Origin of the sequence: Nitrosomonas sp. Nm166, assembly GCF_900112825.1 — a bacterium.
GTDB lineage: Bacteria > Pseudomonadota > Gammaproteobacteria > Burkholderiales > Nitrosomonadaceae > Nitrosomonas.
On the sequence record NZ_FONE01000011.1, the window covers coordinates 50169 to 75273 of the forward strand.

At 44.0% G+C, this 25105-nt stretch carries 27 protein-coding genes; 6 read left to right on the plus strand and 21 right to left on the minus strand.

Translation table 11 applies throughout. The features are described from left to right. Window positions 1-52: 52 nt before the first annotated feature. Window positions 53-610 (minus strand): DUF1614 domain-containing protein, encoded by a 558-nt coding sequence (locus BM021_RS04965; RefSeq protein WP_256207776.1) that lies wholly within the window; start codon window positions 608-610, stop codon window positions 53-55. 286 nt (window positions 611-896) lie between these two features. Between BM021_RS04965 and BM021_RS04970 the strand changes: the two genes are divergently transcribed. After that, entirely contained in the window at window positions 897-1301 is a 405-nt protein-coding gene (locus BM021_RS04970; protein WP_090719503.1) for a hypothetical protein, read from the plus strand. On the opposite strand, the gene BM021_RS04975 is transcribed toward BM021_RS04970, so the two are convergent. The 3 genes from BM021_RS04975 to BM021_RS04985 form a co-directional block, all read right to left on the minus strand. Next, a complete protein-coding gene (locus BM021_RS04975; protein WP_090719506.1) occupies window positions 1298-1600 on the minus strand; it encodes a hypothetical protein in 303 nt (100 codons plus the stop codon). The two genes, BM021_RS04970 and BM021_RS04975, sit on opposite strands and share 4 nt — an antisense overlap. A gap of 66 nt (window positions 1601-1666) precedes the next feature. Further along, a complete protein-coding gene (gene ybaL, locus BM021_RS04980; protein WP_090719509.1) occupies window positions 1667-3385 on the minus strand; it encodes a cation:proton antiporter domain-containing protein in 1719 nt (572 codons plus the stop codon). A gap of 46 nt (window positions 3386-3431) precedes the next feature. Further along, the gene (locus tag BM021_RS04985) at window positions 3432-5348 is read right to left on the minus strand and encodes a hypothetical protein (RefSeq protein ID WP_090719511.1); all 1917 of its coding nucleotides are present in this window, start codon (window positions 5346-5348) and stop codon (window positions 3432-3434) included. 175 nt (window positions 5349-5523) lie between these two features. Here BM021_RS04985 and BM021_RS04990 point away from each other — a divergent pair, with 175 nt between their 5' ends. After that, a complete protein-coding gene (locus tag BM021_RS04990) occupies window positions 5524-5736 on the plus strand; it encodes a DUF2798 domain-containing protein (RefSeq protein ID WP_256207777.1) in 213 nt (70 codons plus the stop codon). 1 nt (window position 5737) lies between these two features. Here the strand turns inward: BM021_RS04990 and BM021_RS04995 are convergent, their stop codons facing one another. Together BM021_RS04995 and BM021_RS05000 are read right to left on the minus strand one after the other, a co-directional pair. Next, window positions 5738-6994: an ExeA family protein gene (locus tag BM021_RS04995; RefSeq protein ID WP_090719515.1), complete on the minus strand. Its 1257-nt coding sequence runs from the start codon at window positions 6992-6994 to the stop codon at window positions 5738-5740. Further along, a complete protein-coding gene (locus BM021_RS05000) occupies window positions 6994-7734 on the minus strand; it encodes an OmpA family protein (RefSeq protein ID WP_090719516.1) in 741 nt (246 codons plus the stop codon). Before BM021_RS05000 ends, BM021_RS04995 begins: the two co-directional genes overlap by 1 nt. 227 nt (window positions 7735-7961) lie before the next feature. On the opposite strand from BM021_RS05000, the gene BM021_RS05005 reads away from it, so the two are divergent. After that, complete coding sequence (locus tag BM021_RS05005; protein WP_177186298.1) at window positions 7962-8411, plus strand: SPFH domain-containing protein; 450 nt, start codon at window positions 7962-7964, stop codon at window positions 8409-8411. A gap of 127 nt (window positions 8412-8538) precedes the next feature. Here BM021_RS05005 and BM021_RS15175 read toward each other — a convergent pair whose 3' ends face one another. From BM021_RS15175 to BM021_RS05050, 11 genes are all read right to left on the minus strand, one after another. Next, a complete protein-coding gene (locus BM021_RS15175; RefSeq protein WP_143074295.1) occupies window positions 8539-8724 on the minus strand; it encodes a hypothetical protein in 186 nt (61 codons plus the stop codon). Between the two features lie 328 nt (window positions 8725-9052). Next, the gene (locus BM021_RS05015) at window positions 9053-9445 is read right to left on the minus strand and encodes a hypothetical protein (RefSeq protein ID WP_090719522.1); all 393 of its coding nucleotides are present in this window, start codon (window positions 9443-9445) and stop codon (window positions 9053-9055) included. A gap of 243 nt (window positions 9446-9688) precedes the next feature. Continuing rightward, window positions 9689-11008 (minus strand): porin, encoded by a 1320-nt coding sequence (locus BM021_RS05020; protein WP_090719524.1) that lies wholly within the window; start codon window positions 11006-11008, stop codon window positions 9689-9691. A 302-nt stretch (window positions 11009-11310) separates the two neighbouring features. Further along, complete coding sequence (locus BM021_RS16005; protein WP_256207778.1) at window positions 11311-11784, minus strand: hypothetical protein; 474 nt, start codon at window positions 11782-11784, stop codon at window positions 11311-11313. Further along, window positions 11781-12059, minus strand: coding sequence for a hypothetical protein (locus tag BM021_RS16010; protein WP_256207779.1), 279 nt, complete (start codon window positions 12057-12059; stop codon window positions 11781-11783). Before BM021_RS16010 ends, BM021_RS16005 begins: the two co-directional genes overlap by 4 nt. Window positions 12060-12094: 35 nt before the next feature. After that, entirely contained in the window at window positions 12095-12337 is a 243-nt protein-coding gene (locus BM021_RS16015; protein ID WP_256207780.1) for a transposase, read from the minus strand. A 316-nt stretch (window positions 12338-12653) separates the two neighbouring features. Next, window positions 12654-13886 carry a CAP domain-containing protein gene (locus BM021_RS05030; protein WP_090719526.1) on the minus strand — a complete coding sequence of 411 codons (1233 nt, stop codon included), beginning with the start codon at window positions 13884-13886 and terminating at the stop codon, window positions 12654-12656. Window positions 13887-14544: 658 nt separating this feature from the next. After that, the gene (locus tag BM021_RS05035) at window positions 14545-16872 is read right to left on the minus strand and encodes a nitric oxide reductase activation protein NorD (protein ID WP_090719528.1); all 2328 of its coding nucleotides are present in this window, start codon (window positions 16870-16872) and stop codon (window positions 14545-14547) included. Window positions 16873-16929: 57 nt separating this feature from the next. Then, on the minus strand, window positions 16930-17736 hold the full coding sequence (locus tag BM021_RS05040; RefSeq protein ID WP_090719530.1) for a CbbQ/NirQ/NorQ/GpvN family protein: 807 nt from the start codon (window positions 17734-17736) through the stop codon (window positions 16930-16932). A 125-nt stretch (window positions 17737-17861) separates the two neighbouring features. Next, a complete protein-coding gene (locus tag BM021_RS05045; protein ID WP_090719532.1) occupies window positions 17862-18218 on the minus strand; it encodes a ribulose bisphosphate carboxylase small subunit in 357 nt (118 codons plus the stop codon). Window positions 18219-18288: 70 nt separating this feature from the next. Beyond that, complete coding sequence (locus BM021_RS05050) at window positions 18289-19710, minus strand: form I ribulose bisphosphate carboxylase large subunit (RefSeq protein WP_090719534.1); 1422 nt, start codon at window positions 19708-19710, stop codon at window positions 18289-18291. A 198-nt stretch (window positions 19711-19908) separates the two neighbouring features. Between BM021_RS05050 and BM021_RS05055 the strand changes: the two genes are divergently transcribed. Together BM021_RS05055 and BM021_RS05060 are read left to right on the plus strand one after the other, a co-directional pair. Then, entirely contained in the window at window positions 19909-20823 is a 915-nt protein-coding gene (locus tag BM021_RS05055) for a LysR family transcriptional regulator (RefSeq protein WP_090719536.1), read from the plus strand. 136 nt (window positions 20824-20959) lie between these two features. Continuing rightward, complete coding sequence (locus tag BM021_RS05060) at window positions 20960-21184, plus strand: hypothetical protein (protein ID WP_090719538.1); 225 nt, start codon at window positions 20960-20962, stop codon at window positions 21182-21184. Between the two features lie 68 nt (window positions 21185-21252). Here the strand turns inward: BM021_RS05060 and BM021_RS05065 are convergent, their stop codons facing one another. The 3 genes from BM021_RS05065 to BM021_RS05075 form a co-directional block, all read right to left on the minus strand. Then, window positions 21253-21633, minus strand: a complete 381-nt coding sequence (locus BM021_RS05065) for a TM2 domain-containing protein (RefSeq protein WP_090719540.1) — start codon at window positions 21631-21633, stop codon at window positions 21253-21255. 44 nt (window positions 21634-21677) lie between these two features. Further along, window positions 21678-21890, minus strand: coding sequence for a DUF4177 domain-containing protein (locus BM021_RS05070; RefSeq protein ID WP_090719542.1), 213 nt, complete (start codon window positions 21888-21890; stop codon window positions 21678-21680). A 90-nt stretch (window positions 21891-21980) separates the two neighbouring features. Further along, on the minus strand, window positions 21981-22880 hold the full coding sequence (locus BM021_RS05075) for a DUF547 domain-containing protein (protein ID WP_090719544.1): 900 nt from the start codon (window positions 22878-22880) through the stop codon (window positions 21981-21983). A 66-nt stretch (window positions 22881-22946) separates the two neighbouring features. Here BM021_RS05075 and BM021_RS05080 point away from each other — a divergent pair, with 66 nt between their 5' ends. Further along, complete coding sequence (locus BM021_RS05080) at window positions 22947-23795, plus strand: endonuclease/exonuclease/phosphatase family protein (protein WP_090719547.1); 849 nt, start codon at window positions 22947-22949, stop codon at window positions 23793-23795. A 318-nt stretch (window positions 23796-24113) separates the two neighbouring features. Here the strand turns inward: BM021_RS05080 and BM021_RS05085 are convergent, their stop codons facing one another. Continuing rightward, entirely contained in the window at window positions 24114-24893 is a 780-nt protein-coding gene (locus tag BM021_RS05085) for a hypothetical protein (RefSeq protein ID WP_143074296.1), read from the minus strand. Window positions 24894-25105: the final 212 nt, after the last annotated feature.

Here is a 25105-nt window from a genome sequence, read left to right on the forward strand (position 1 = left end):
CATTGTTTCATTCCTTTGATTGATTATCTTCTTGCGGTCGGTAATTTCATGATCATGCGAGCAACGCAGCAACAATGCCTGTGATGAAAATACCATCAAAAGTGCCTGCACCGCCAATAGATGCATAAGGTGCCCCAAGTTTGGAGATATCTTTCAGATGCAGTAGATCAGCGCCGATCAATACACCCAGTGTGCCGCTAATATACGCAAGAGGCGCGCTTTGTTCCGGACTGATTAACAGGCCAACCAGTGCCGCACTGAGGGGAGCGACCAGTATCGGCATGCCAATGCCAAGTCCCTGAATCGGGCGGCTGAAAAGGTAGCTGATCAAACTGATGGTAGCGATGCCCAGCAATGTGGAAAATAAACTAAGCGTACTGTTAGAAAACAAATAAATTGACAGCATGGTCGGTATCAAGCAACCACCGAGGTTGATTGAAACCAGAGTTTCTCTGTGAAACCGCTGCACTGGAATTCTGAGTAATCCCCAGTACACGGGTTGTGTGAATTTCTGCATCGGTAGATTGCTCTTGAGGCGCGCCACTGGCAAATTAATAGCGCTGCCCAGCAAAGAAAGAAATAGTACCGTCAGACCAAATGTTGGTGACAAGCCCAGCTTCGTAAAAGCAAATGACAGTAGCTCCAGCTGGATAAGCATTAACAAGATGCTTAGTAGAAAAACGAAAAATATCAGATGGTAGGGAGAAAAATAATTTTTCATTGAAATATATTAATCAGATATTCTTCTTAATGTGTATTCGATCGTAGCCTTAAATGGTTCGAGTACAGGTATTAGGTGAAAGTTTATTTCTACGCATATCTTTAATACATGTGAAATTATTTCTTGCATTCGTGTAATATTGGATATGCTTCTTAACCCATCTTTGACTAATGCTATGGAAATTACTTGTTATCGAGATCCTGAAATTAGCCGAGAGGTGCGTCACTTGCCGGCAAATACTTATAATTTGGCGATTACTTTATTGGCGCGTTGTGCTACCAAGCATCTGTTCGTTCCTATTCGCAGTATGCAATATATGGCAATTGTGGATAGCGAAGAATTTGTTTTTATTGACGGGGAAAGGAGGTGCTGGATTGATATTGCGTGGCAAAATTTTAATCCGCAAGCCCGTGATGCTTTGGATCAACCAGTTGCCTATCAAGCTATTTATTACCGTGAAGACATGTCCGCGATCATGGCACGCCTGCAAAGCGAATTTCCAGCGGCACTGCAAATATTAAATAGTAAAAACAGGCTGGATGGCCCGGCACGGATAATCAACTTTCCGGCAAAAAACTAATCATCATCGTTCAACTCAGTATCCCAGCCTTTTTCCTTGGCATTAGCAATCGCCTGCATATATAACTGTGTATGCCGATCGCGCAATTCATCCGGTAAGCGGCTGGGCAGGTGGGCATACGGCTCCCAGGCTACATAGACTTTTTCATATAACACTTGCATCTGTGCACTGCTCCAGCCTGCGCAGGTTTCTGTTTCAGGCAGAATACCAAACACCCAGGCATCACGCACGATGCGGCCAAGATGCGTGAGCCCTTCATTGTCATCCTGATCAATTCCAACATAAAATTGTTCTGTCATTGTACTAATCCATCCCATAAAAGTTTGTATATTATAAAGTAAGCAGTTTTAGTCTTAAAATCCAGATCAGCTTTTTTGATGGCCAGGTTCTGATTTTGCATTGAAGCGATCCAGTATGTGATGAGTCATATTTTTGGCAAGCTCTTCTTCACCAAAGAATACTGTACCCATCTTGTCTTTGCGTAATAAGTTTGTTTCATCCTCACTGCGAGTGCGTAACACAATTTCAATATCTGGGTTTAATGTACGAGCGGTATCGATCATCTGGCGTACATTCAGTGGGTCGGGCGTTGCAATGACCAGCATGTCTGCATCCGTGATATGCGCCTGTATCAGTACCGAGGGCTCTGTAGCATCACCGGACACTGCATTGATGCCTTGTTTACGCAGATCTTGTACCAGCTCACGGTTTTGTTCCGCTACGATGTAGGGAATATCTTTTTCGCTCAAAGCCCTGGCGATGCGCTGACCTACATGACCATAACCAACGAGAACAACCTGTTCTTCGAGAAACTTGCGTTCTGTACTCATGGGTAGCTCAGCAAATGGATCATCACGATTTTCGTATTGGCGTGCCAACGCAGAGTATTTCAGTATCCAATTGCGGAAAGGCACAACGGCCGCAAATGCAATTGGATTGAATGCGATAGAGATCAAAGCGCCGGCAAGTACCAAACTCATACCTTCAGCAGGCATTAATCCAAGTGATAAACCTAGCCCTGCCAGAATAAAAGAAAATTCACCAATCTGTCCCAGGCTGGCGGACACTGTCAGTACAGTATTGAGCGGATAGCGCAGCATCAGAGCCAACAACATGGCGGCCAACGATTTTCCTACGATGATGATGGCTACCACACTTAAAACCCGCATGGGTTCTTTGACGAGTACAGCGGGATCAAACAGCATACCGACGGAAACAAAAAACAGCACAGCAAAAGCATCACGCAGTGGCAGGGATTCTTCGGCGGCACGATGACTGAATTTGGATTCGCGCATTACCATGCCGGCAAAGAAGGCGCCCAGTGCGAAAGACACATTGAACAGCGCTGCGGCACCATACGCAATGCAGATAGCAACGGCAACGACAGCCAACGTGAACAATTCGCGTGAGCCAGTTCGGGCGACTTGCCACAACAACCAGGGCAATACACGACGGCCAACAATGAGCATCAAGGCGATAAAGGCTGAAACCAACAACAAAGTGATTCCTATCGTGCGCCATAATGAATCCGCTTCAGTTTCAGTCCCATTTGATCCCCCCAGCATGGTTGCAAACGAAGGTAATAGCACCAGAATCAGAACTGTCACCAGATCCTCAACAATCAGCCAGCCGACGGCAATTCGGCCGGTCATGGTTTCCAGAAGGCCTCGCGACTCGAGCGCCTTCAGCAGTACTACGGTACTGGCGCAGGATAATGACAGACCCAGCACCAATCCAGCACCGAAACTCCAACCCCACCAGTTAGCCAGAATCATGCCTAGAATGGTTGCAGCGGCCATTTGTAAAATAGCACCGGGTACAGCGATACGTTTGACAGAGAGCAGGTCATCCAGCGAAAAATGCAATCCGACCCCAAACATCAGCAGCATGACACCGATTTCTGACAATTGAGAAGCAATTTCGACATCTGCAACAAACCCGGGTGTTGAAGGGCTGATAGCGATTCCGGCCAGCAGATAACCCACCAGTGCAGGAGTTTTAAGCCGTTCTGCAATAAAGCCGAAAATCAAAGCCAAGCCAAAACCGGCTGCAATCGTAGTAATCAGTGCAACGTTGTGTTCCATTCAAATTCCAAGTTTATTATATTTGCTGACTCGTTGATCTGCTTGCTTAAGCATGCCTAATAGATTTAGGGGGCATTTCAACTTCCATATTGTCTGTCGGTATATCCGATGTGGCAGGGCTATTGAAGAATTTCTCAAACTCAATGCGCTCTTCTTCAATCGCTTCCAGAATCTGACGCTTAAATTCTTCTCGTGAAAAGGCTTCCTCAAGCATCAGAAGAAGCTTTTCAACGGTTAATCCGATAGTAATGCCGCCAATCATACCACCGATGGCCGCTCCAATTGCGGTGCCAATGCCGGGAATGAATGATCCCAGCGCCATCCCTGTGGCAGCGCCAGCTGCAGCTCCACCCACCGCGCTGAATGCTTTGCCGGCAGTTACTTTCAATAAGGCTTGCGCGCCAAGCTTGATAATCCCTTTACCAGCAACTTTGGCCGTGATCTTACCAGCAATTGCTCCGGTGATTGCGCCTGCGGTACCCAAGCCGCCAGAGATCAACATGCGATTCTCCAGATTTATGATGACACTGTGCGCAGGAGGCTCCTTAAGCGTATTCAACGAAGTATGTCTGATAATTTCCAATTGCGAGTTATCGGCAGGTTCAATACGATTTTCTCTTAATATTTGCTCGACCCTTTGTAGGTGCTCGGTGCGTAATTGCTGGTTATTTTGCAATACGTTTTCAATGGATTGTTGCACAGGGCCGAATGCATTGCCTTGCATCAGATAATTTTGCAATTTTTCAGCCATCCAGCTTTCCAGCATACCTGTGGCGAGTGCTACAATACGTTCATATTCTCCCGGCAGACTGTAATACCAGTCTAAATAGTCATCCACATTCTCAGCCATTTGCTTGAAACCAGCGGCAGCAGTTTCGCGCAATTTATCCAGCGAAGCTTCCAGCTTACCAAGACTATCAAGGTAAGCCTGTTCAATTTGCTCAGTCGTTCCGGGTTTATAGTAATTGTCCCCGATCATTTCCACCGTTTCGATTACGGTTTGTCGAGATTCGTGAATTTCCTTCACGATTTCCGGATTAGAGCGTAGCCAGGCATCGACGTATACAGTCGAAGGTACATAAATGAAGAGAACGAAGAAAGTAACTAATGCTGACGTAATCGCCCAAGCCGATGGCGAAACAGCAGGTGGCTGATCGCTATCTTGAACCGGACCTAGTACACGGCGGTATTCGGATAGTGGTACCATAAAACTGGAAATCCCAAGCGCCACATTATAAAAAAACAGCAAACTGCCGAGAGAAAAAGTACCCAGATAAAGCAGAGCATTGAATGAATGAAGATTATCTAGCGCAAAACGTTTCAGTCCTTCAATAAAGCCTAATAACTGATTGGTTTCAAGAATTAAAATACTATGAGTGGTACTACTCAGTTTCTGGCTTTCTACCGTGACGGCTTCTGTCAAAGAAGCGTATCGACGGTTTGTATCGGTGTGGTTGGCAAATACGACAATAAGCACTGTCATTACGAGCGCGGTTACCCAGCGCGACCAGGTTAAGGATTTATGCACGGCGATATAGGGCTTGTATTCGCGGGTTGCAACGGAGAAAAAAATAGCATAAATGACGGCAAATATCGGGATGACGGCGAAGAAGATCGTCCATTCCCGTTTTTCAGCTGCGCCCAAATAGAATAGCAGTAAAAATGCAAAAATAATCGACCACAGCAACCACCAGATATACGCCAGGACTCGGCGCGTAAAAAACCAGTGCAAAATACCTAGTCTTTTGAACTGAATGGAAAGATAAATCCTTTGGATTGTCACAGCATAAATTGCTGCAAAGTAAATAGGCAATCCAAACAGGAATGTCACCAATAAAGCAAACCCTAGTTGCTGATCAGGAATCAGTCGCCCAAAAAAGTAAGCAAACGCCAGCCAGCTTGCAGAGAATGTTAGATAGCCGAGAATTCTTGTTACACTGAAGGTTTTAAGCACTGAAAACACAACAATGATTCCTGTATGATCAATAGACTACAAAGTTTCAAGTCAAGCCAAATAATTTTACATATTTTTTACACGGATTCACTTACGATAATAGTGCAAAATTGCAACATCAAATTTGAAATATAGAGTTGGTATGAAGCAGAAAATATTAACGCATTGTATCTATTGCTTAATAATGTCAGCCACTATGACGGGTTGTGTATCTGCGACAGTAACCGTAGTGAACCTTGGCTTCTCTGATGCTTTTATCAAAGAATGGCTTTATGCATGGAGTATTGCCTTTCCAATTGGTTTTGTTGTTTTACTCGTGCTGTCGCCACTATTTAGACGTCTGGTAGATTCAATAACCCATCGATTACAAGAACCGGTTTTTCGCAAAGAAAAATGATCTAAAAGCTGAATAAATCCATCATGCAACCGATAAACCCGACAGAGTCGGTTTGATGGCAGAAGAATAAGAGGCTCATTACGAACATTACCAAGGACATAGACAAGAGCATGGCAGGTATTTGTAAGCTCTTCTGGTTATATTTTGCTCTAATTACGTTAGCGATATCTTCATAGGAAGAATCAGTGGCATCTACGTTTATTCCAGGATTGAGGGAAGCCTCGTCAACCTTTACATTGACTGCTGGTCGCGTTTTTCTGCCCATAGGGGAGGAGAACGGTTCCTTAATTGAAGCGGGTGTTTCAAATAGTGGTGCTTCAGATGCAGCAGTTTCAGCTGGAGGTGCTTCGGGTGTTTGCGGAACAGTCTGATCTGCAGTTACCTGTATTTCCTGGCTTTTTCTTTCCTTACTCTTCAATGAAATAATGTAATGAAAGACGTCTGTTCTCAATCCTAGCCGTTGGGTAGCTTCATAGACATGATGTGCGTCTACAACAGGCTTATTGCGTTCAAAGGCAACACTAAATGATCTGTCACACAATGAATTAATAGTGCGCGGCGTTCCACCAGTATGGAATGCAATGGAAATTGCTTCCCACCCTGTGTCTGATATGAGATCCGGTGTACCGCCAGCTATCTTAAGACGATGCGAGATATAATTACGAACTGCCTCAACATTCATCCTTCCTAGTGTTTCGAGTGCAGCGATCCGTTGTTTAAAGGGTTCCATCGCAGGTCTGTTAATTTTTTCCATCAATTCTTCCTGACCGAGGAGCAGTAGCTGGATGAGTTTAACTGATCCTTCCTCAAGGTTGTTTAACAAACGAATGCCATTGAGAACATCATCCGACATTAGATGTGATTCATCAATAATGACTAAGCATTTTTCTCCTTCAGAATTAATCTTCAGAAGAGCATTCCGGATGTCACGCATCACAAAGGTTTTTTCAGATGATGGCGGCTGTAATCCGAGTTCCTGTGCAAGATACAAGTAGAGATCACCACTGCTTGCGGGTGGCTCAGCCATCCATATCAGTTTGATATCTTCAGGAAAGTCGGCTTTTATCATCTGGCTGAGAGTTGTTTTGCCAGAACCGATCGGACCCGTTACTACGATTAAACCCCGACCGCTTTGTAAGGATCCGGATATCTGCTTACGTATACGCGCATGATCGCCACTGTTATAAAAAAATAGCGGATCTGGGACGTTTTCGAACGGAAGTTTGTTGAGGTTAAAGTGCTGCGTGTATATGTGCATTAATTTTCCCCTTCTCTAAACGTCAGCTTTACTTCGACTCTACGGTTTCTTGCTCTGCCTTCTTCTGTGCTGTTGGTATCTATCGGGCGCGTGTCGCCATAACCGTTGACAGATATCCGATCACGCGGTATTCCTTTGGAAATCAGTAAATTTGCGATGGTTTTTGCTCTGCGTAATGACAAATCTCTGTTATCGCTGTGCAGCTTACCAGTCGGTATATTGTCAGTATGTCCTTCTATCAAGATATGACTGTTTGGAAATACAGATATTTCATTAACCAATTTCTCAATCTTGGAAGCAGCAGCTTCATTGATGGCATCATGGCCGGGGCGAAATGTCCGGCCGCTAAAGACTGTCAGAGTGCGGGGAGGGTGATTCTCAATATCTGGGGTTTTAATGGTTTCGGTTTTGACGCTTTCGGCTTTAATGTTTTCAATAGTTTTTTCTGTCGTTCTGAGCTTATCTTCAAGCTGTGCGATGGTTGCTTTCAGGTCGGTAACAAGGGCATTGGTATCTTGAGTTTCAGTTAAATTTTTGACCGCATCATTTGACTCGGAAGCTACATCTTTCTGGCTATCCTGATAAGAAGGCGCATGAGTTAAGGGCGCATCCGTTAAAGATCTATCCGATAAAGGAGTATGAGTCAAAGGGGTAGGGGCCGGAAGCTCTAATGCTTTAAACGTGATGATGACGGATAAAGTAAAAAAAATAAGAGACAATCCAATAAGAATGGAACGCATAACAAGTACTCGATTTAACGTGGTTTAAACTGAGGCGTGTACTAACGGACTCGCATTAAAATATTTTAACGCATTGAACGAGGCTTTGCTGATATGAATGAGGTTGTAAAAAGTCTCTTTTTGACATTGTTAATCAGATCAAGTTTGTTAATATATTGAATCATATTGTGATTCTGATGTTGACACAAATTTGCTTTGAAACCTGCAAACTTAGAAGGAGAATGATTTTGAACCAGGAATCAAGCAGCAACGCCATTGGCACCGACGAGCAGATTATTTCCGGTTCCAATGGTTGGGTAATGTTGATGATATTACTACTCGTATTTTTATTTGCAGTTTTTTTGGTAGCTACACCGGGTGGGCCAGTCAAGCTAATAGGTGGAGCGTTACTGCTTGCAGTAACATTATTCTTCTGTAAGAGCCTGTTTACGCTCGAACCTAATCAAGCAGCTGTGATGATTTTTTTCGGCAGTCACGCTGGGACTGTATGTAAAAGCGGGTTTTTCTGGGTTAATCCGTTTTATTGTAAGACGCGAGTATCGCTACGTATTAATAACTGGAATACGCCGGTTCTTAAAGTAAATGATGAGCGCGGCAGCCCGAGTGAAATTGCAGCAGTGATCGCGTGGCGAGTGCAGAATACCGCTAAGGCGGTTTTCGATATTGAAGTGCGCTGAATTATCTTCATATCCAGAGCGAATCTGCAGTATGCCAGGTTGCCAATAGCTATGCTTATGATGATTCTGGTGTAGCTGTGGAAAGGTGTAAAAAAGTTTGCGCACTGACTTGGATGCTATCGCAGAATTATTGCGCAAATCCATACAGCAGCATGCCGATGTCGCGGGCAATGTGATCGAGGAGGCTAAATTGCGCACCTTGCTTATGCGCCGGAGATTGCCAATGCAATGTTACGGCGTCAACAAGTAGAAGCAGTCGTGATGGCACGCCAGAAACTGGTTGATAGTCCAGTAGGCATAATGGAGGTTGCATTGAAAAATCTCGAGGACAAGAAGATCGTATCGCTGACCTCTGATCAGCGTGCAATATTGGTTACCAATATGATTGACCGTATTGCTATCAGAAGCAGGTGCGCAATCAGTAATTCAAATGGCGCAATCCACTCAGTAACAGTGTGATCGCTTTAAAATCAAATAACATACATACTGGCGAATCTGCAATTAGTTCATCTACTTGCAGAGCATCTTGATCATCAATTCCGATTCAAGTGATAAATGTTTTTAGTGACGTGATTTAGGTGAGCTGAATGATGAAACCGAACCACCGACCGGAATCGGTGGTTACTGATATTACTTAGAGCTTAAAGTCCCTTGTTGCCAGAATGTTCTGTTTTTGCTGTCGTAAAATCACGGTTTTGTTCCATTGCCATTCTTCTGTGAAGATCAGCATTATCCAGATTTTCCTTTAGAGCTTTTTCGTATTCGCGAATATTAGCTGAAGCATGTGATCTCACATCCTGTCCTTGCCGCCCAAAATAATAGGGATGTGCTTCATATTCTTTAAGTACTTCAAGATTCTCTTGTAATCTTACCTTTGCTTCCTTGGCTAAATTTTCGTAATGTTTGACTAATGCTTGATGATCATTACCAGCAACCTCGGTTTGTGCAGCAACAGATGCGTTCATTTGTGCGCCGAAAGCTAATAAGGCAATTGCAAGTACAGATAATTTTGCTGAGAATTTGAATGATTGCATGATAAATTCCTCCAGATATAAATACAATCCAACGGTAGGCATCGTAACTTAGCTAATAGACTGTGTATATTGGGGAAACTATTGTTTTCCTATTAGGGAAACCATTGTTTTTTCCTAAGGAAAACCATTAAAGAGCTCAATTCAAAGGATAAGTTTGCTTCATGATCTGTGCGAATAAAACGATTACCTGAAACTCCGCAGCTTAGAGAGTTGCTAGCCTATTGCTATTTCCGCTGACTAGAATCAGAAGGGAATAGTTGCATCTAGTGAGAACAGGAATTGATCTTTTCTGCCATCAAATGGCCGGAACGCCATATCAATACCATCTGCTCTATCATAGCGAATATTTTTCCGAATACTAATATTACGCACTGATTTCCAGCCTATTCCTAACCTTTTTGCTGGCTTCCAGTTCATGCCTAGCGTGACTGCGTAATAATCTGCAGGTGCACTGATAAAAGGGATATTGCCTGCATAACTGACACCCTTATTATTAAGTGCGGAAAGTATTCGATAAGGTGAGAAAACACGCCAACCATTCCGGTCATGAAATCGCTCCGCACGTATACCGATGGACAAATCACGGAGCAGGTCGTACGTGAGGTGCGTGTTGATGCTATACCATGCCGCATTCTGGATCCCTCCGGGCAGATTGATGTTGGCGGCCCAGCCGTGCGTATGGTGTAATACCATATGGGTTTTGGGCGTGATCCAATGCTGTAGGACAGTGCTATACATGATCCAGGGTTCACCCACTGCTGTTTGCCCATAGGTTCCACCAAGTTGCGCCAAGGTTCTTTTATCGTTACTGGTCCACAGGATATTCGCTAAACCACCCCAGTTATCCAATTGTTTATCAAAGCCACCATCCCAACCGCCGGTCGCGCTGCCGGTGGTTGCACCACCTTGTACCATCCAGTTTTGATTGATGGTATAGCTGCCAAGAAAGCCGGTGTGCGTGAATGGTTCACCACTGTTCAGAATATAAGCGCGGGTATAAAAGAAATTATCTGGAGCAGGGACTGTTTCATAGCCAAGTGGTGTATAGAAATGCCCAGCCTTAATATTAAGGCCATTGCCAAGCGGCATATAGGCCTCCAGATAAGCCTGGGGCAACGCGATTCCATAAGTGCGGGTTGAGTTACAGCATAAATTGAGATCCCAGTTGCCACGGTCCGACGGTTCACCCGTATTCTCATCGAAAGCGGAAATGCCAAAAGCCTGTGTATAGATAGCGTCAGTACCAAATAGAAAATCAAAGCGGCCGCCGATATCCCATTTAGTGCCTTCTGATTCGACGTTGCGTTGTAAATATAAATTGAGCTGGTTTAACTGAAACCGGTTAGCTCGATCCGCAAAAGTAACTGCGCCATTGAAGCCATCCGAAGGATTGTTTGCATTATAGGTTGCACCGCCATTGATCCAGCCGCCGAATTCCAAGCCGCTTTGTTGGTAAAGATTGGTTAGACTATTAGCGTACGCAGTATTCAAATCTACAAAAATCAGTAGCGTTGCGATTGCTGCGAATGCCATCGTATTATTATTTTTAGATATGTGTTTCATCTCTTCCTTATGTTTCTGATCGTGATAATTCAAAGTAGAATGATAGTCGATCTCATCGCAATTAATATGGCATATACCAGGGTAACTATTGGAATATATACCAAGGAAACTATTAGGATGTATACCAAGGAAACTATTATTATTAACTAAGGAAAACTATTAGGTTTCCTTCTGTTTGATAAAAAACTGAGAATGATTAAATAGCCGCCTCTAAAAAAAAGCACGCAATCATTATCTTGGGGAGATTGAATTTGAAATTTTCCCTGATTGGAGAAAATAACATTCATTGATTGGAGTTTTGATCAGCAGGTTGAGATAATGGCTATTTTTCTCCGCCGAAAAAACAGCCAAAGTTTGGCTGCGCTGCCATGCGATGCTTCAACATGACGCAGTATTTCCGGTAACGTATGACTGTTATGTTGGTTTTGTTCGTGACTGATCACGCCAACGATCAAATTACCTTGCGCGGTACTGGCGATGGATGTCTTGCTGCCGTATTTGTATTGTTTATGGTTTTTTCCCTTAGCCACACAGTACACTTGCGGTTCATGCAACGAGTAGATCTTGTTTGTATCCTTCGGCTGCTGCTTTAGAACTCGCTCATACAGTAGAAAATCCTTTTGATAGCGCTCAAACAAACAGTATTGCGGCAATTCTCTGCGTAATTCCCGTATCAAAATACCGGTAATGGTTCTCAATCGTTTGAGTGCCAGTTTTGCCTTCGCTCTTTTGGTAACGTGACGAAAATGCCGGATAGCCAAGCGCAATGATTTCACTTCTTTGACGAAGTACGCCGCTGAGAGACGCCATATGCTTTACCGATCTTGTTCAAGCGATTAATGATTCTGATCGCCAGTTTGCTATCTATCGGATAAGTAATGTTCTTTTCTTGCACCGTCGTATCAATATGAACCGTATCTTCCAACGCTGCATGCCCATGCAAACCAACGCTCATCCGGAAAATTCTCTCAACCCCTTCAGCGCCGGTGCGTTTACGAAAATGCACCAGTTTGGTACTGTGGCAAGGCAATCTTCGCTGGAATTCCCTCATGCCGCAAAATGCCTGCAGTCAAGATTGCGTTTCCACTACAACACCACCGTTTCACTCAAATTCTCCCATTGCTTCAGGAGCAATAACCCAACCATCAACCGGATCGGCTTGCTGGGTGCGCCTACTCCTTCAGTGTAGTGAATTGAAAATGCTTTCTCAAACTCATGCCGCGGTATTTCCAATGCCAGTTTTAGCAGTGGATCAGCACGATCAAGTTGCAAGAGCAGGTCAGTTTCAAACAAACCAGGTTGATGGAACGTTTCACTCGGTGTGAGCATCGGTCACTATTTCGACCGGAAATAAGCGACAATTTTAGCATTTATGGTAGACTTGATCTGCCCCAATTAGAATATTCATACTATATATCAGATAGTTGGGAGTATTTCAGGGATGACTAAATAATGTAAAAAAGTGGCGCTTGTCCTTTATTGCTCTGCTTCTTGCTATCGATGATTCGGGGGATGATGAAATTTGATCATCAGCTTTATACGTACTGGGTGATCTCTAGCTATCTAATCAAGAGAATATCTTCAGTAGCATATTGTCTTTATGGATGCATCCTGCCCTGCAGCTTGAATTAAAGTTTCAACTTAATCAAACAACATAAAAATCTGCATTGGTCAGGACAAGTCCACCGGTTAGTTGGGCGAACTGCTGGGTAGTTGCGCCACCGATACCGTCGGCGTCATAGCTGAGAGCGCCAGTTTGTGCGTTGTAAATGACCCGATCCGTGCTATCGTGTGCTTGCGTACCAATGTAGAAAGCAGCAGCGTTGAGCGTGCCTGTAGTAGTTAGGTTGGTAAAAATAGCGTTTTGCAAATAGATGACATCGTCGACCGGAGTAAAATCGGTAATTTTGTCGACAGTACCAACTAATTTTGCATTAAATACCAAAATATCTTTACCTGTTCCACCTGTTAAAGTGTCTGTCCCTGAGTTGCCCCATAGTTTGTCGTCACCGCTGCCACCATCAATTTTGTCATTGCCTGCGGAACCATAGAGTTTATCCGAGCCATCTAACCCAGAAATGACATCATCGCCAGAAGTTCCACTCAACGTATCTGAACCTGATGTGCCAGAGATCGTGTTAGGTGTTGGATTACTTGGGTTACTGGTGGTAGTTGGATCGATCAGATCCAGCTTTACATTTTTGCTGCCGATGCTGACTTGTTGCGCTGTAGTAAATCCGTTGCTAGAGAAACTGACGGTATAGTTTCCGGAAGCGAGAGTCAATTCATAACCCCCCGCCGGACTAGTCTGTACCGTTGTGATGGCGCCGGTTGTATTATTTTTTGCACTGACGGCGAAGCTACCCAATCCTTCATTAATATCGTAGCGCTTATCCCCATCCAGGTCGTCAAATGCAACACCAGTCAGAAAAGAATTAGTTCCAGTCCGGGCAAAGTCTTGCGTGACGAAGGCGCCTTCGTAACTTTTGTACGAACCGACCTCTAGACCAACCCCAATTTCACGGAAATTGTCATTTAAGATATTGGCTCTATGGCCAGATGAATTCATCAACGAGGTGTGCAATTGCTCTACTTCGTCTACCAGACCAGATGGTGTGCGGGTGCTCCTCCAAGCGATATTTTCTCCCCAGGTCCAAGAACCAGAAAATGTGTAACCTGCTGCCTCCATACGATCACCAGCGCTCGATCCACCTGCGCCTGTATGAGAGAAAGTATCGGTTGCGATCATCCAGCTGCTATGATTTTCTGCCGCTTCGTTCAGATTACCATCAAAGGCAAGAGGTTGAGCACCAACCTTAGCTCGTTCAGCATTGATAAGTTCCAGCATGTATTGTTCATAAGCATTTGCTTGAGACATAAATGTGACTCCATTTTTTGATTTATAGAATTTAAAGAGTTTATTTTAAAAGCAGCTTTAGCTTTTTGCTTGTAGAGCAAAACTCTTTAGTCTCGTTCTACGAAGTGCAATGCAAAAAGATATTTATGATAATAAATCAGAAACTTATATTTTATTTGAAAATAAGAAAAGAAAATCTGAGTATCTCTGCATAGCCACATAAAAATCAGTAAATTTAATTAATTTTATGTTTTACGGTGGTTTTTTCATGTAGCCGTAAGGAGACAATTTATGTAAATTGAATTAACAATTTTTTCGAATCTAGTATGGGCAACGTTAAAAGCCGATATGACACTATTTTTTTGGGTTTAGAAAATGATCTAGGGAAAATAGAAGATAGGCTCCACTTGCTTTTCTTGCCACGATTTTTCCTCGTAATTCATGGCTATATTGTTTTTTTTCTTCGTTTTTTAATGCGAATGAGAATTATATCTCAGTCAAGGCTAGAATACACACCGGGAAAACTATTATTATTAGCTAAGGAAAACCATTAGATGATAGAAAGCTGAGGATGACTAGAAAGCGAAGAATCTCTCAACCGTTAAGATTTGAGTTTCTTCGCTATGCTTAGACAGCAACAATTGAGAACCTTATGGTGTTCAAATGATAAGTCAATAGTCTAGCGCGTCAAACCTGCATAAAGGATAGGAAGTTTTTCCGGTAAGCGTTCCACATGATCGACTACCAGATAGTTACGCTCGCCAAAAATGCGTGATACATATTGATCGGCACGTGGATCCAGACTCATGCAATAAGTGGCAATGCCCGCGCGACCGGCTTCTTCCACGGCTTTTTTAGTGTCATGGCGCAGATATTGCGGGTCACGCACGTCAATGTCAGCGGGTTCGCCATCAGTAATGACCAGTAGCAGTTTTTTTGATGATTTCTGCAACTTCAGATAATGGCTGGCATGGCGTATGGCAGCACCCATGCGGGTAGAAAGTTGTCCGGTCATACCGGCGAGCCGTGCTTTGGGAATTTCGTTATAAGGTTGATCAAAATCTTTGTAGCGGTAATATTCCACATCATGCCGCCCATCCGAACAAAAACCATGAATGGCGAAAGGATCGCCAATTTTATCGATGGCATTGGCAAGTAATACCGTCGCCTGGCGGGTCAGATCCAGCACGGTATATTCCTGTCCGGCGACTTTCTCGTTGGTGGACTCAGATAAATCCAGCAATACCAATACCGAAATATCGCGTACCTTACGGATTGAACGCATCATGATCCGGGGATCAGGATGCATGCCCATGCGGATGTCGATCATGGAGCGAATGGCTGCGTTAATATCGATTTCATCGCCATCTTCCAGTTTGCGGATGCGGCGCGTTCCCTGCGGTTGCATGGCGTCGAGCAGAAACTTCATGCGGGCGATTTCTCGTTTGTATTGCTGGGCAATTTCATCAATGCATTGCATATCGCCCAGCTTGGCGCGTTTTTCCTGCACCGTTGCCCAGTTAGGGCGTTCCAATTGAATCTGGTAGTCCCATTCGGAATAGTGGTAGGGTGCGGAAACCGGTTCCTTGCCTTCCATTTCATTGTAAGAGATACCGTTATCTTCATAAGGGAAGAACTCGGTACCCATGACCCAGATTTCCTGCGCATCGTCCCCGGCTGTTTCCACCTCGACCTCATTGGCAAATTCCATCACATTGACGTATTTGCGGATTTGCTTCGGTGCATCATAGCCAGCCGATAGTGATTTGTTCAGATCAAATTCTTCAAATTCCCAGAAATAGCGATTGTCATCGCGATACGGTGCGGTGAGTTGATCCGTGCGTATGTTGAAGGGAATGTTTTTATCCCAGAAGCTATACGTCAGTTGTACACCGATATTCCATGAAATTTTGTGGCTGTCCAATTTATCCTGCGCGTCTGCGAAAAGTTGGCGGCCTTCAACGATCCAGTTGTCTGAATCCTGATAGTCAGGGTCTAGCAATGCGCGCGCCAGACGGTTGAGATAATCTCCCATTGTTACATCCATATCCGGTGTGGCACTATGCAAAGCAGCCCAGGTTTTGCGCAAGCCCGGAAAGCGGCGGATGGCGAGTTCTTCGATGCGCGCATCTTCAATCACAGCGATCACTGCCATTTGCATCGGATTCAAACCTTCGGCAGAAATGGGTTCTCTGGTTTCCACCAGATGCGCGGCAGCGTGCGCGGCTGCGGCACGATAAACCTCGGTGGCGGTGATATCGCCATAATTGTCATAAGCATCAGGCAAATGAATGAAATAATTTTCAATAAACGGCTTATAGCCTTCGCGGGTTTCAAAGTCTCCGGAAGTCGGTTTCATGAAAAAATCCCGTCCCCAGAGAGCGCGTAGATACATATTGATGCGGCGCTGTATGTCAACAAACAGCGTGCCTTTACGCTCTTTCTGTAAAATTGCGAGCGATTCCTTGGATTCCAATCCAAAATACTTTATTTGCTCCTCATAATCGGTGCGATGGGCATGCGCGCCCCACATCGCCCAGCGGCGCAAACCGCCTAGAGTCAGTTGCCCAAACAGGATGTCCAGTTTGCTGAGCATCGGGCGAATACCGCGCGGTGCTTGTGCGATCAGCGTGTTCAGAAACTGCAGGTAATTCTGGAATAATTGCGCATCACCCAGACGCTTGGCTGCGGTGGGAGAGGTAGCTAATACCAATTCAATTACAGCGCCCGATGTTTTCGAAGCGAGCGTTAGGACGGAAGTCGCGAGATCGCCGATAACATCTTCGCCAATTTCTTTTGCAACCAATGGCGTTTCATCGATCCAGCAATCGACCAGGCTGCGTCCGCGTCCCAAACCCCGTAGCGCCGAAATACCTTTTAGATAATTATCCAGTCCACGCGGTGAAAAGATTTTGACGGCCTCAGGCCAGGCATGACTGAGTAATTCAGCCGATTCGGGTTCCAGATCTTCCAGTAATTCTTTGTAATCGTCCAAATTAATACTCATGCGAGTCCCTGTTTATCTTCACAGAATAATCGATAGGTTTCTAAATTATAAAAGTACTTAACTGAAGAAAGTGCTAACCGCGGCATCCAATGCATCGCGCATATCGGGATCATCGGTAATCGGACGTACCAGAGCAACCCGGCAAGCAGCGTGGGCTTCCACCTTTTTGACGATGAGGCTGCCAGCGTAAATCAGCATACGCGTCGAAATGCCTTCGTCTAACCCATGCCCTTTGAGATTACGTGCACGTTCGGCAATCGATACCAATTTTTCTGCAACCTCGGTGGATACGCCGGTTTCATGCGCAACAATCTCGCTTTCGATGTCATGACTGGGATAATTGAAATCCAGCGCACCGAAACGCTGTTTGGTAGATTGTTTCAAATCTTTCATCAAGCTTTGATAACCTGGATTGTAGGAAATGACGATCTGAAAATCTTCATGTGCCTGGACAAGCTCACCTTTTTTCTCCAATGGCAGAACGCGGCGCATGTCGGTTAGGGGATGAATAACCACGGTGGTGTCCTGGCGTGCTTCCACGACCTCATCCAGATAGCAGATGGCGCCATAGCGTGCGGCGATAGCCAACGGGCCATCTTGCCAGCGTGTGCCGCTGGCATCTAATAAGAAACGACCAACCAGATCGGATGCAGTCATATCTTCGTTACAGGCTACCGTAATCAGGGGTTTTTTTAATTTCCACGCCATGTATTCGACAAAACGGGTTTTGCCACAGCCGGTGGGACCTTTCAGCATCATGGGCATGCGTACTGAATAGGCTGCTTCATATAATTCCACTTCATCCGCTACAGGACGGTAATAAGGTTCTTTGGTTACACGATATTGGTCGATGATGTTGCTCATGCTGAGTTCCTGTGGTGATTATCCTATCTGAAAATCATATTAGTGAAGTCTAAATTCTGGTCAAAAAAAACCCCCAACCCTGTTTAAGGGGGAAGGGGGTTTCAGGGTTTGAAACCCGTTATTGCCTAAACTGTCTTGCCGCGGTATATCACCATGGATGTGCCTTGGCTTTGGGAAAAATTGTCGTAACCGACCAAACGTACATGATTGTTGGGATTGGCTTTGTGGCAGGCTTCCGCTTCAGCTAAGATGCGCGCTACATCGGTTTCGCCAAACATCGGCAGTTTCCACATATACCAGTAGTTGTCCATCAAATGCTCCGGCTCAGTATGCTCAATGGCGGGATTCCAGCCTTTCTTGACAATATACTCAACCTGTTGCTTGATTTGCTTGTCGGACATCGCCGGCAAATAGGAAAAGGTTTCAAACTTGCGACTCGTAGGATCGCTGAGACGACTTTTGTAATCCAACATTTCTGACATTTTGTATGATACTCCTGATTAATTAATTTTCCGGTACAAGACACCTGAACTTGTACCGGAACATCTACTTTTACTTATGGGCAACGTCCAGTTTGTCGACGGTGTCGAATTCAAACTTGATTTCTTTCCAGGTTTCCATCGCAATTTTGAGTTCTGGGCTGTGTTTAGCCGCTGCAGTCAGAATCTCTTTACCTTTCTTCTCGATTTCAACACCCTGGTTACGTGCTTCCACGCAAGCTTCCAATGCGACACGGTTAGCAGCAGCGCCTGCAGCATTACCCCATGGATGGCCTAATGTACCGCCACCAAACTGCAAGCAGGCATCATCACCAAAGATCGCAACCAGCGCAGGCATGTGCCAGACGTGAATACCGCCGGAAGCAACCGGGAATACACCCGGCATGGAGCCCCAGTCTTGATCGAACATGATGCCGCGGCTGCGATCTTCCTTAATAAAGCTGTCGCGCATGATGTCGATCCAGCCCAGGGTAGCAGCGCGGTCACCTTCAAGCTTACCAACCACGGTACCAGAGTGCAGATGGTCACCACCCGATAAACGCAGAGCTTTGGCCAATACACGGAAGTGAATACCATGGTGCGGATTACGGTCGATTACCGCGTGCATAGCACGATGAATATGTAACAGAAGACCGTTGTCACGGCACCAGTTGGCCAGGCCAGTATTAGCACATAAACCACCGGTCAGATAGTCATGCATAATGATCGGTGCACCCAGTTCTTTGGCGAATTCAGCGCGTTTGTACATTTCTTCCGGCGTTGGTGCGGTCACGTTCAGGTAGTGACCCTTGCGTTCACCAGTTTCACGTTCTGCTTTATGGATGGCTTCCATCACAAACTCAAAACGTGGCCGCCAGCGCATGAATGGCTGGCTATTGATGTTTTCGTCATCTTTGGTCAGGTCCAAACCGCCACGCAGACATTCATAAACGGCACGGCCATAGTTCTTGGCTGATAAACCCAGTTTTGGTTTAATCGTGCAGCCGAGCAACGCACGTCCGTATTTATTCAATTTGTCACGTTCAACCTGAATACCGTTGGGAGGACCACCGCAAGTTTTTACGAAGGCGATGGGAAAGCGAACATCTTCAAGGCGTAGCGCACGAATTGCTTTGAAGCCAAATACGTTACCGACTAGCGAGGTAAATACGTTAACGACTGAACCTTCTTCAAATAAGTCAATCGGATAAGCGATAAATGCATAGAAGCATGTGTCATCACCAGGCACGTCTTCAATGCGATAGGCGCGACCTTTGTAGTAATCCAGGTCGGTCAACAGATCGGTCCATACCGTAGTCCAGGTACCGGTTGATGATTCGGCTGCAACAGCTGCAGCTGCTTCCTCGCGATCCACACCGGGTTGTGGTGTAATCTTGAAACAAGCCAGAATATCGGTGTCCTGAACGTTGTAATTTGGTTCCCAGTAGGTTTGCCGGTATTCTTTCACACCTGCACTGTATGTTTTTACTGCCATGATATTTTCTCCTATTAGATTCCACTCAACTCCAGCCAACAATGCAGACAGAAACGAGAGGATATTGCGTTACAAACAACAAACATGACTACTCAAATTTATGGAGCGTACTATAGCGTTATTTATCTATAAGAACAAATCAGTAATTTTGATATTTATGATAAGGTTATATTTATGAGAATTTTACTGAACTAATGCATGTTACATCTTACTTTACGACAGTTGAAAGTGTTTGAATCGGTTGCCAGGCACCTGAGTTATTCACGTGCGGCTGATGAACTTCATTTAACCCAACCTGCTGTTTCCATGCAGATTAAGCAACTGGAAGATAACATCAGCTTACCGTTGTTTGAGCAATTGGGTAAACGAATTTATCTGACTGAAGCAGGACGTGAATTGTATCAATACAGCCGTGCAATTTCCCAGCAGTTAGCGGATATGGAAGTTGCATTGGATGAGTTAAAAGGCATGGAGCGGGGTAAATTGAATATCGCAGTGGTGACGACTGCCAATTATTTTGCGCCGCATCTACTGGCTAAGTTTTGTCAACGGTATAGCGGTGTTACTGTCAGTTTAAACGTTTCCAATCGTGAAACCGTCTTGAAACAACTATCAGACAATTTGATTGACCTGGCCATCATGGGTCAGCCGCCGGAGGATCTTGATATTGATAGTGAATCTTTTATGGAAAATCCATTGGTAGTCATCGCACCGCCGGATCATCCGCTCTGTCAAGAACATAAAATACCTGTCAAGCGATTGGAAAAAGAGATTTTTCTGGTGCGTGAATCCGGTTCCGGAACACGTAGTGCGATGGAGCGTTTTTTTGCCGAGCATAAAATCAAAATCAATAAAGGCATGGAAACAGATACGACTGAAGCCATTAAACAGGCAGTACAAGCGGGAATGGGATTGGGTATCATGTCGCAACATAGTGCGGAATTAGAGTTAGAAACGAATCGTCTGAAGATCTTGGATGTGCAAGGTTTTCCCATCATTCGTCACTGGCATGTGGTGAACAGGAAGAATAAGCGTCTTTCTAGCGTTGCTAATGCTTTCAGGGAATTTTTATTGAAAGAAGCTGAGAAATTGATGCTTGAATCAAAAAAATAAACATTCAATAAAAAATCAAAAACTTTTGCTTATTTTAATTCTTGAAAAAGGACGGAAATATCATCGACAACATTCTGAGACGGATGGCGATACATTCAGTAAAATATGCCAGTTTAATAAATATTGAGAGAGAGCGATGTCAGGACAGGGATCTGGTGGGAATGTAATCGCAGCAGTTTGTAGTTTTTTTATTCCTGGTTTAGGACAACTGGTGCAAGGGCGGATATTACCGGCAATTTTATTTTTTTCAATTGCAGGTACCGGCTATTTTTTCGCAGTATTGATTATTCCTGCAATAATTGGCGGGATTTTTCATTTGTGGTCGATTATCGATGCAGCACGGTTTGTGGGACCCAATTAAATATTTTTTGTGTAAGCGCTCTTAAGCTGAGAACTGTAGGTTTTGAAAACTAAAGTTTTTCTGATTTATTACTTGCTTACTTCACGGTAAATCGTTTTCATGACGCCATTATTGTAATCTTGAACGATGAGCTGTGCTTTGAAAAGCGCTTTAAGTTCAACGGCACTGATGGCTATCAGTATCAATATTCCAATACCTACAAAGCCCGCAAATACAAAAAACACCCCAGTCAAAAATATACTAATATTGATCAAACCCCGGATCCATTTGCCGAGATAAAAATGATGGAGGCCGGCAATAAATAAAAAATTCAGTGTTGCGTAAGTATCCGGGTCTTTCAGATTTTTTTCTGTTTGTTTGAAAAATATTAACCTTTTGTCATCGGGTAACTCACGAACTAATTTCCTGATACACTCTTCATCTTCCTGAACAGCTTCAATCGATTTCACTCGCTTTTTCCATTTCTATTTGAAAATTGCACACGCAATTCCGGTTAGCGGGCCAAGGTGATAATAACGGCTTCACGTTTCCAGAATAGCAAAAAACGCTTTTGCTCAACAAATTGGAACAACAATGTCCATCCATCTGCAGCTTCTTTGTTGAGAGTGACTTCCAATTGCTTGATCGGGATACCGGATGCGCCCAGAAAAATTGTTCCTAATCCTCCTTCAACGACATGCAGAACTTTATATTCCTTATAAGCCATTGCTTAATCTCCCTTGATTAAATTACAAAAATGTATGTGAGATTCTTTAAATCATTTATGTTACAAATTCTGGAAGTAGTTTCTTCGCGCCTAGTAGCCTGACCACTGCTTCTCGTTGAGCATCCAGTTAAACTCAAGAAATTGTATCTCCAGGTTTCCAGCCGTCAATAATTCGCGAGCGTGAGGGGTATCAGCGAGGCTATCGCGATAATGTGCAAAAAACTGTGCAAGGCCAGTCCATCCTTGCCAGTTGCGTTCAAAATCTTCACTGTACCAATCAAAGATTTCTGAAACTTCAAGCCTTTCTGCTTCCTCGTTAAACCGGTTACGTGATCGATCCGATAAGAAAGCGCGTGTCGCTGCTTCCAATTGATGTTCCAATTCTATGCCGCTATACGCCCGGTTGAGTAATGCCGGGCAGCCGATGGATGCGCGATTGAGTGCAAAGTGAATGCGTGGCTCATCATAACTGCCCGGTCTACGGATCATTCCTTCTTCAATGTCATCCAATGAAAGAAATTTTCCAAATAATGGTATAAATTTTAACTCTCGCTGATTTCTCAACATGGAAATTAACCGGGATTTCCAGTGGATATTGACCGGTGCATAAGCCCTCAAGGTAGCAATTGAAGAGTAACTCCTTAGAATCATTTCCACGGTAAACGCATTGTATGTATTGATTAAGAAAGCTAATTGCTCAGATTTATCCAAACTGGAGAAATCCTTTTCCTTGACCGCTGAGAGTTGGGATAAATATTTGTGTAACTGACCATGGTTCGAAGCAAATCCAAAATAATTCACCCGACTGGTTTGTCCTTGATCCATCATATAAACATGTTCCCGTAATAATCCATCCCAAATAGTATGATCAAATCGGGTTGCCGAAGCAAAGGATGTGATGATGCATAACACTAATGTCAGCAATAATTGCTTTAACCGCATCAACCCATTTCTTTGCTCAAGGCTTGAATTTTTGCATAATGAATTCATTGCAATCCAATGAAGTAGCTGTTAGTTATTTATCGTATCAAGAAGGCATCAAAAAGGGAGAAAATTATGAAACTGTTAAGTTGGAATATTCAATGGGGAAGAGGTATGGATGGCCGGGTGGATTTGTCGCGTATCCTTCGGACTATCCATGAGCTGGGCGATTTCGATGTTATCTGCCTGCAGGAAGTCGCGGTTAATTTCCCCGGTTTACCGGGCAGCAAAGGCGAAGATCAGGTGGCTGAATTATCGGCCGGATTATCTGGCTACACCGCGATCTATGGCATAGCGACGGATGTACCGGATGGCCGCGGCGGCCGCAGCCTTTTTGGCAATGTCATCTTTTCGCGGCTTCCTGTTGGTCAGGTTTGGCGACATCTGTTGCCTTGGCCAGCCGAATCAGCAACACCTAGCATGCAGCGTTTATTAGTGGAAGCTGTCGTAACAGCAGAGTTCGGTCCACTGCGCGTATTGACCACGCATCTCGAGTACTATTCGCAGCGCCAGCGTGAAGTTCAGATCGACGCTATCCGCCGTTTACATAGTGAGGCTTGCGCCATGTCGCAACGCGAATTCTTACAAGAAGAACAAGGTGGAACTTTTGAGGTTTTTCCTCGGCCGCAACAGGCATTACTCTGTGGCGACCTCAACTTTCCTGCCACGGCACCTGAGCGCACACAAATTCTTGCTCCATTTAGCGATGGCATACCGAACTTTCACGATGCCTGGTCGGTACTGCATCCCGGCACAACCCATGCCCCGACCGTAGGTATTCACCCGGTAGATTTTGTCGACCGACCCGAATGCTTCGATTTTGTTTTTATTACCAATGGATTGGTGAATCATCTCAAAGCGCACGGCATTGATAGTGAAACGGATGCTTCAGACCATCAGCCGGTGTGGGTTGAGTTTGGGTGAGAAGTTTGCAATAAGGTCAATTTGTTTGATTCCTATATAGTTCACATAAAAGAGATCGATTTTCCTTTCTCTTTTTTTACACAAATTAATGTTGCTCGCAAAAAGATAACATGATTACGACAACAAGGAGGCTATGTGTGCTCATTTCTTACCCTTAACATGGCTGCTTCATGAGCAGACTCCTCTGCAGCACATTTTTGCAAGCATCTTTAATGGAAGAAATTTCTGGAAATTGCTCTTGAATAATTAGCTTGAAGAATTTTTAATTGGTAACTTATTCATTTCACTTCGAATTAATGATATAAATTCAGACGAGTGTTAAAAAGATACTGGGCATTCTTTTTCTGTTTTATCATCTACATCTGTTTTTTGAATCACATTATATGGTGACCATTGGAAGTAGTATGATTTATTGACCTCGGTAAGTGCATCTTCACGTTCAATACGCCAAGACAGCATAGTAGACTCATTTAGTATTATGGCAATAATTATTAGGTACTTGGGTAGATTATCGGCGATATTATGATTTATATAGTCTTTTATTCTTTCTCGATAAATACTTAACATAAGTGCGATAAATGCAATTGCCATATATATTAATATTCGCTGTAATTGTGGATTCTTCAAATAATAGTAGTACCATATTTTTTCTGCACAAAAAGGTGTGTTCTGTCCAGAAGACGCTTGTGTAGCCAAAGCCAACATTCCTCCCATTAAATTATAATTTCCATACGTATCTACTACACCCAGAAGTATTGCCATCACGCACACAACAAGTATTTTGTTGTGATATGCAATAATGACTGCGAAAAAAACTGCAAGAGAAAAGGCCATTAACAAAAAAGAGATATTTACGCCGAGACTGCTAAGCTTTTCATTGGTAAAAACAATGCTCATCCCTTTTGTTTCAAACCATGTGGTATATAAGTAAGCTAGCAGCCATGCAAATAATGAAAGCAAAAGAATAACATCGGTAATTCCCGTTATTCTATTTGGATTACTTATGTTTTTTTCAAATGCTTCTTTTATGTTTATGCCGAGTAGGAACGAAAAGATCGCGACTGCCACGCCCCAGAACGCCATTAAATCTTCTTGCACAATGATTGCCCTATGGAATTAACGTTGCTTTTATTCTAATATAATTCAAAAGGGTAAGTTTTAGACTATACCAGGAGCCTACCTCTTTGAGTTAGAATTCAAACACTAAAGAATTGCTGAGACCTTTGCAAAAACATAACTTTACCTGAAGCGTATTCAGTTCAGATTTTTTTGTGAGCAATGAAGTACTTTTTGTAAGCTTTTCGCAAAAA

Excerpts from the sequence above, each read along its gene's own strand:
- BM021_RS04970 (WP_090719503.1), top strand. The coding sequence starts at position 897 with ATGGAAATTACTTGTTATCGAGATCCTGAAATTAGCCGAGAGGTGCGT.
- BM021_RS04975 (WP_090719506.1), bottom strand. The coding sequence starts at position 1,600 with ATGACAGAACAATTTTATGTTGGAATTGATCAGGATGACAATGAAGGG.
- ybaL (WP_090719509.1), bottom strand. The coding sequence starts at position 3,385 with ATGGAACACAACGTTGCACTGATTACTACGATTGCAGCCGGTTTTGGC.
- BM021_RS04990 (WP_256207777.1), top strand. The coding sequence starts at position 5,524 with ATGTCAGCCACTATGACGGGTTGTGTATCTGCGACAGTAACCGTAGTG.
- BM021_RS04995 (WP_090719515.1), bottom strand. The coding sequence starts at position 6,994 with ATGCACATATACACGCAGCACTTTAACCTCAACAAACTTCCGTTCGAA.
- BM021_RS05000 (WP_090719516.1), bottom strand. The coding sequence starts at position 7,734 with ATGCGTTCCATTCTTATTGGATTGTCTCTTATTTTTTTTACTTTATCC.
- BM021_RS15175 (WP_143074295.1), bottom strand. The coding sequence starts at position 8,724 with ATGCAACCTCCATTATGCCTACTGGACTATCAACCAGTTTCTGGCGTG.
- BM021_RS05015 (WP_090719522.1), bottom strand. The coding sequence starts at position 9,445 with ATGCAATCATTCAAATTCTCAGCAAAATTATCTGTACTTGCAATTGCC.
- BM021_RS05020 (WP_090719524.1), bottom strand. The coding sequence starts at position 11,008 with ATGAAACACATATCTAAAAATAATAATACGATGGCATTCGCAGCAATC.
- BM021_RS16010 (WP_256207779.1), bottom strand. The coding sequence starts at position 12,059 with ATGAGGGAATTCCAGCGAAGATTGCCTTGCCACAGTACCAAACTGGTG.
- BM021_RS16015 (WP_256207780.1), bottom strand. The coding sequence starts at position 12,337 with ATGCTCACACCGAGTGAAACGTTCCATCAACCTGGTTTGTTTGAAACT.
- BM021_RS05030 (WP_090719526.1), bottom strand. The coding sequence starts at position 13,886 with ATGTCTCAAGCAAATGCTTATGAACAATACATGCTGGAACTTATCAAT.
- BM021_RS05035 (WP_090719528.1), bottom strand. The coding sequence starts at position 16,872 with ATGAGTATTAATTTGGACGATTACAAAGAATTACTGGAAGATCTGGAA.
- BM021_RS05040 (WP_090719530.1), bottom strand. The coding sequence starts at position 17,736 with ATGAGCAACATCATCGACCAATATCGTGTAACCAAAGAACCTTATTAC.
- BM021_RS05045 (WP_090719532.1), bottom strand. The coding sequence starts at position 18,218 with ATGTCAGAAATGTTGGATTACAAAAGTCGTCTCAGCGATCCTACGAGT.
- BM021_RS05050 (WP_090719534.1), bottom strand. The coding sequence starts at position 19,710 with ATGGCAGTAAAAACATACAGTGCAGGTGTGAAAGAATACCGGCAAACC.
- BM021_RS05055 (WP_090719536.1), top strand. The coding sequence starts at position 19,909 with ATGTTACATCTTACTTTACGACAGTTGAAAGTGTTTGAATCGGTTGCC.
- BM021_RS05060 (WP_090719538.1), top strand. The coding sequence starts at position 20,960 with ATGTCAGGACAGGGATCTGGTGGGAATGTAATCGCAGCAGTTTGTAGT.
- BM021_RS05070 (WP_090719542.1), bottom strand. The coding sequence starts at position 21,890 with ATGGCTTATAAGGAATATAAAGTTCTGCATGTCGTTGAAGGAGGATTA.
- BM021_RS05075 (WP_090719544.1), bottom strand. The coding sequence starts at position 22,880 with ATGAATTCATTATGCAAAAATTCAAGCCTTGAGCAAAGAAATGGGTTG.
- BM021_RS05080 (WP_090719547.1), top strand. The coding sequence starts at position 22,947 with ATGAAACTGTTAAGTTGGAATATTCAATGGGGAAGAGGTATGGATGGC.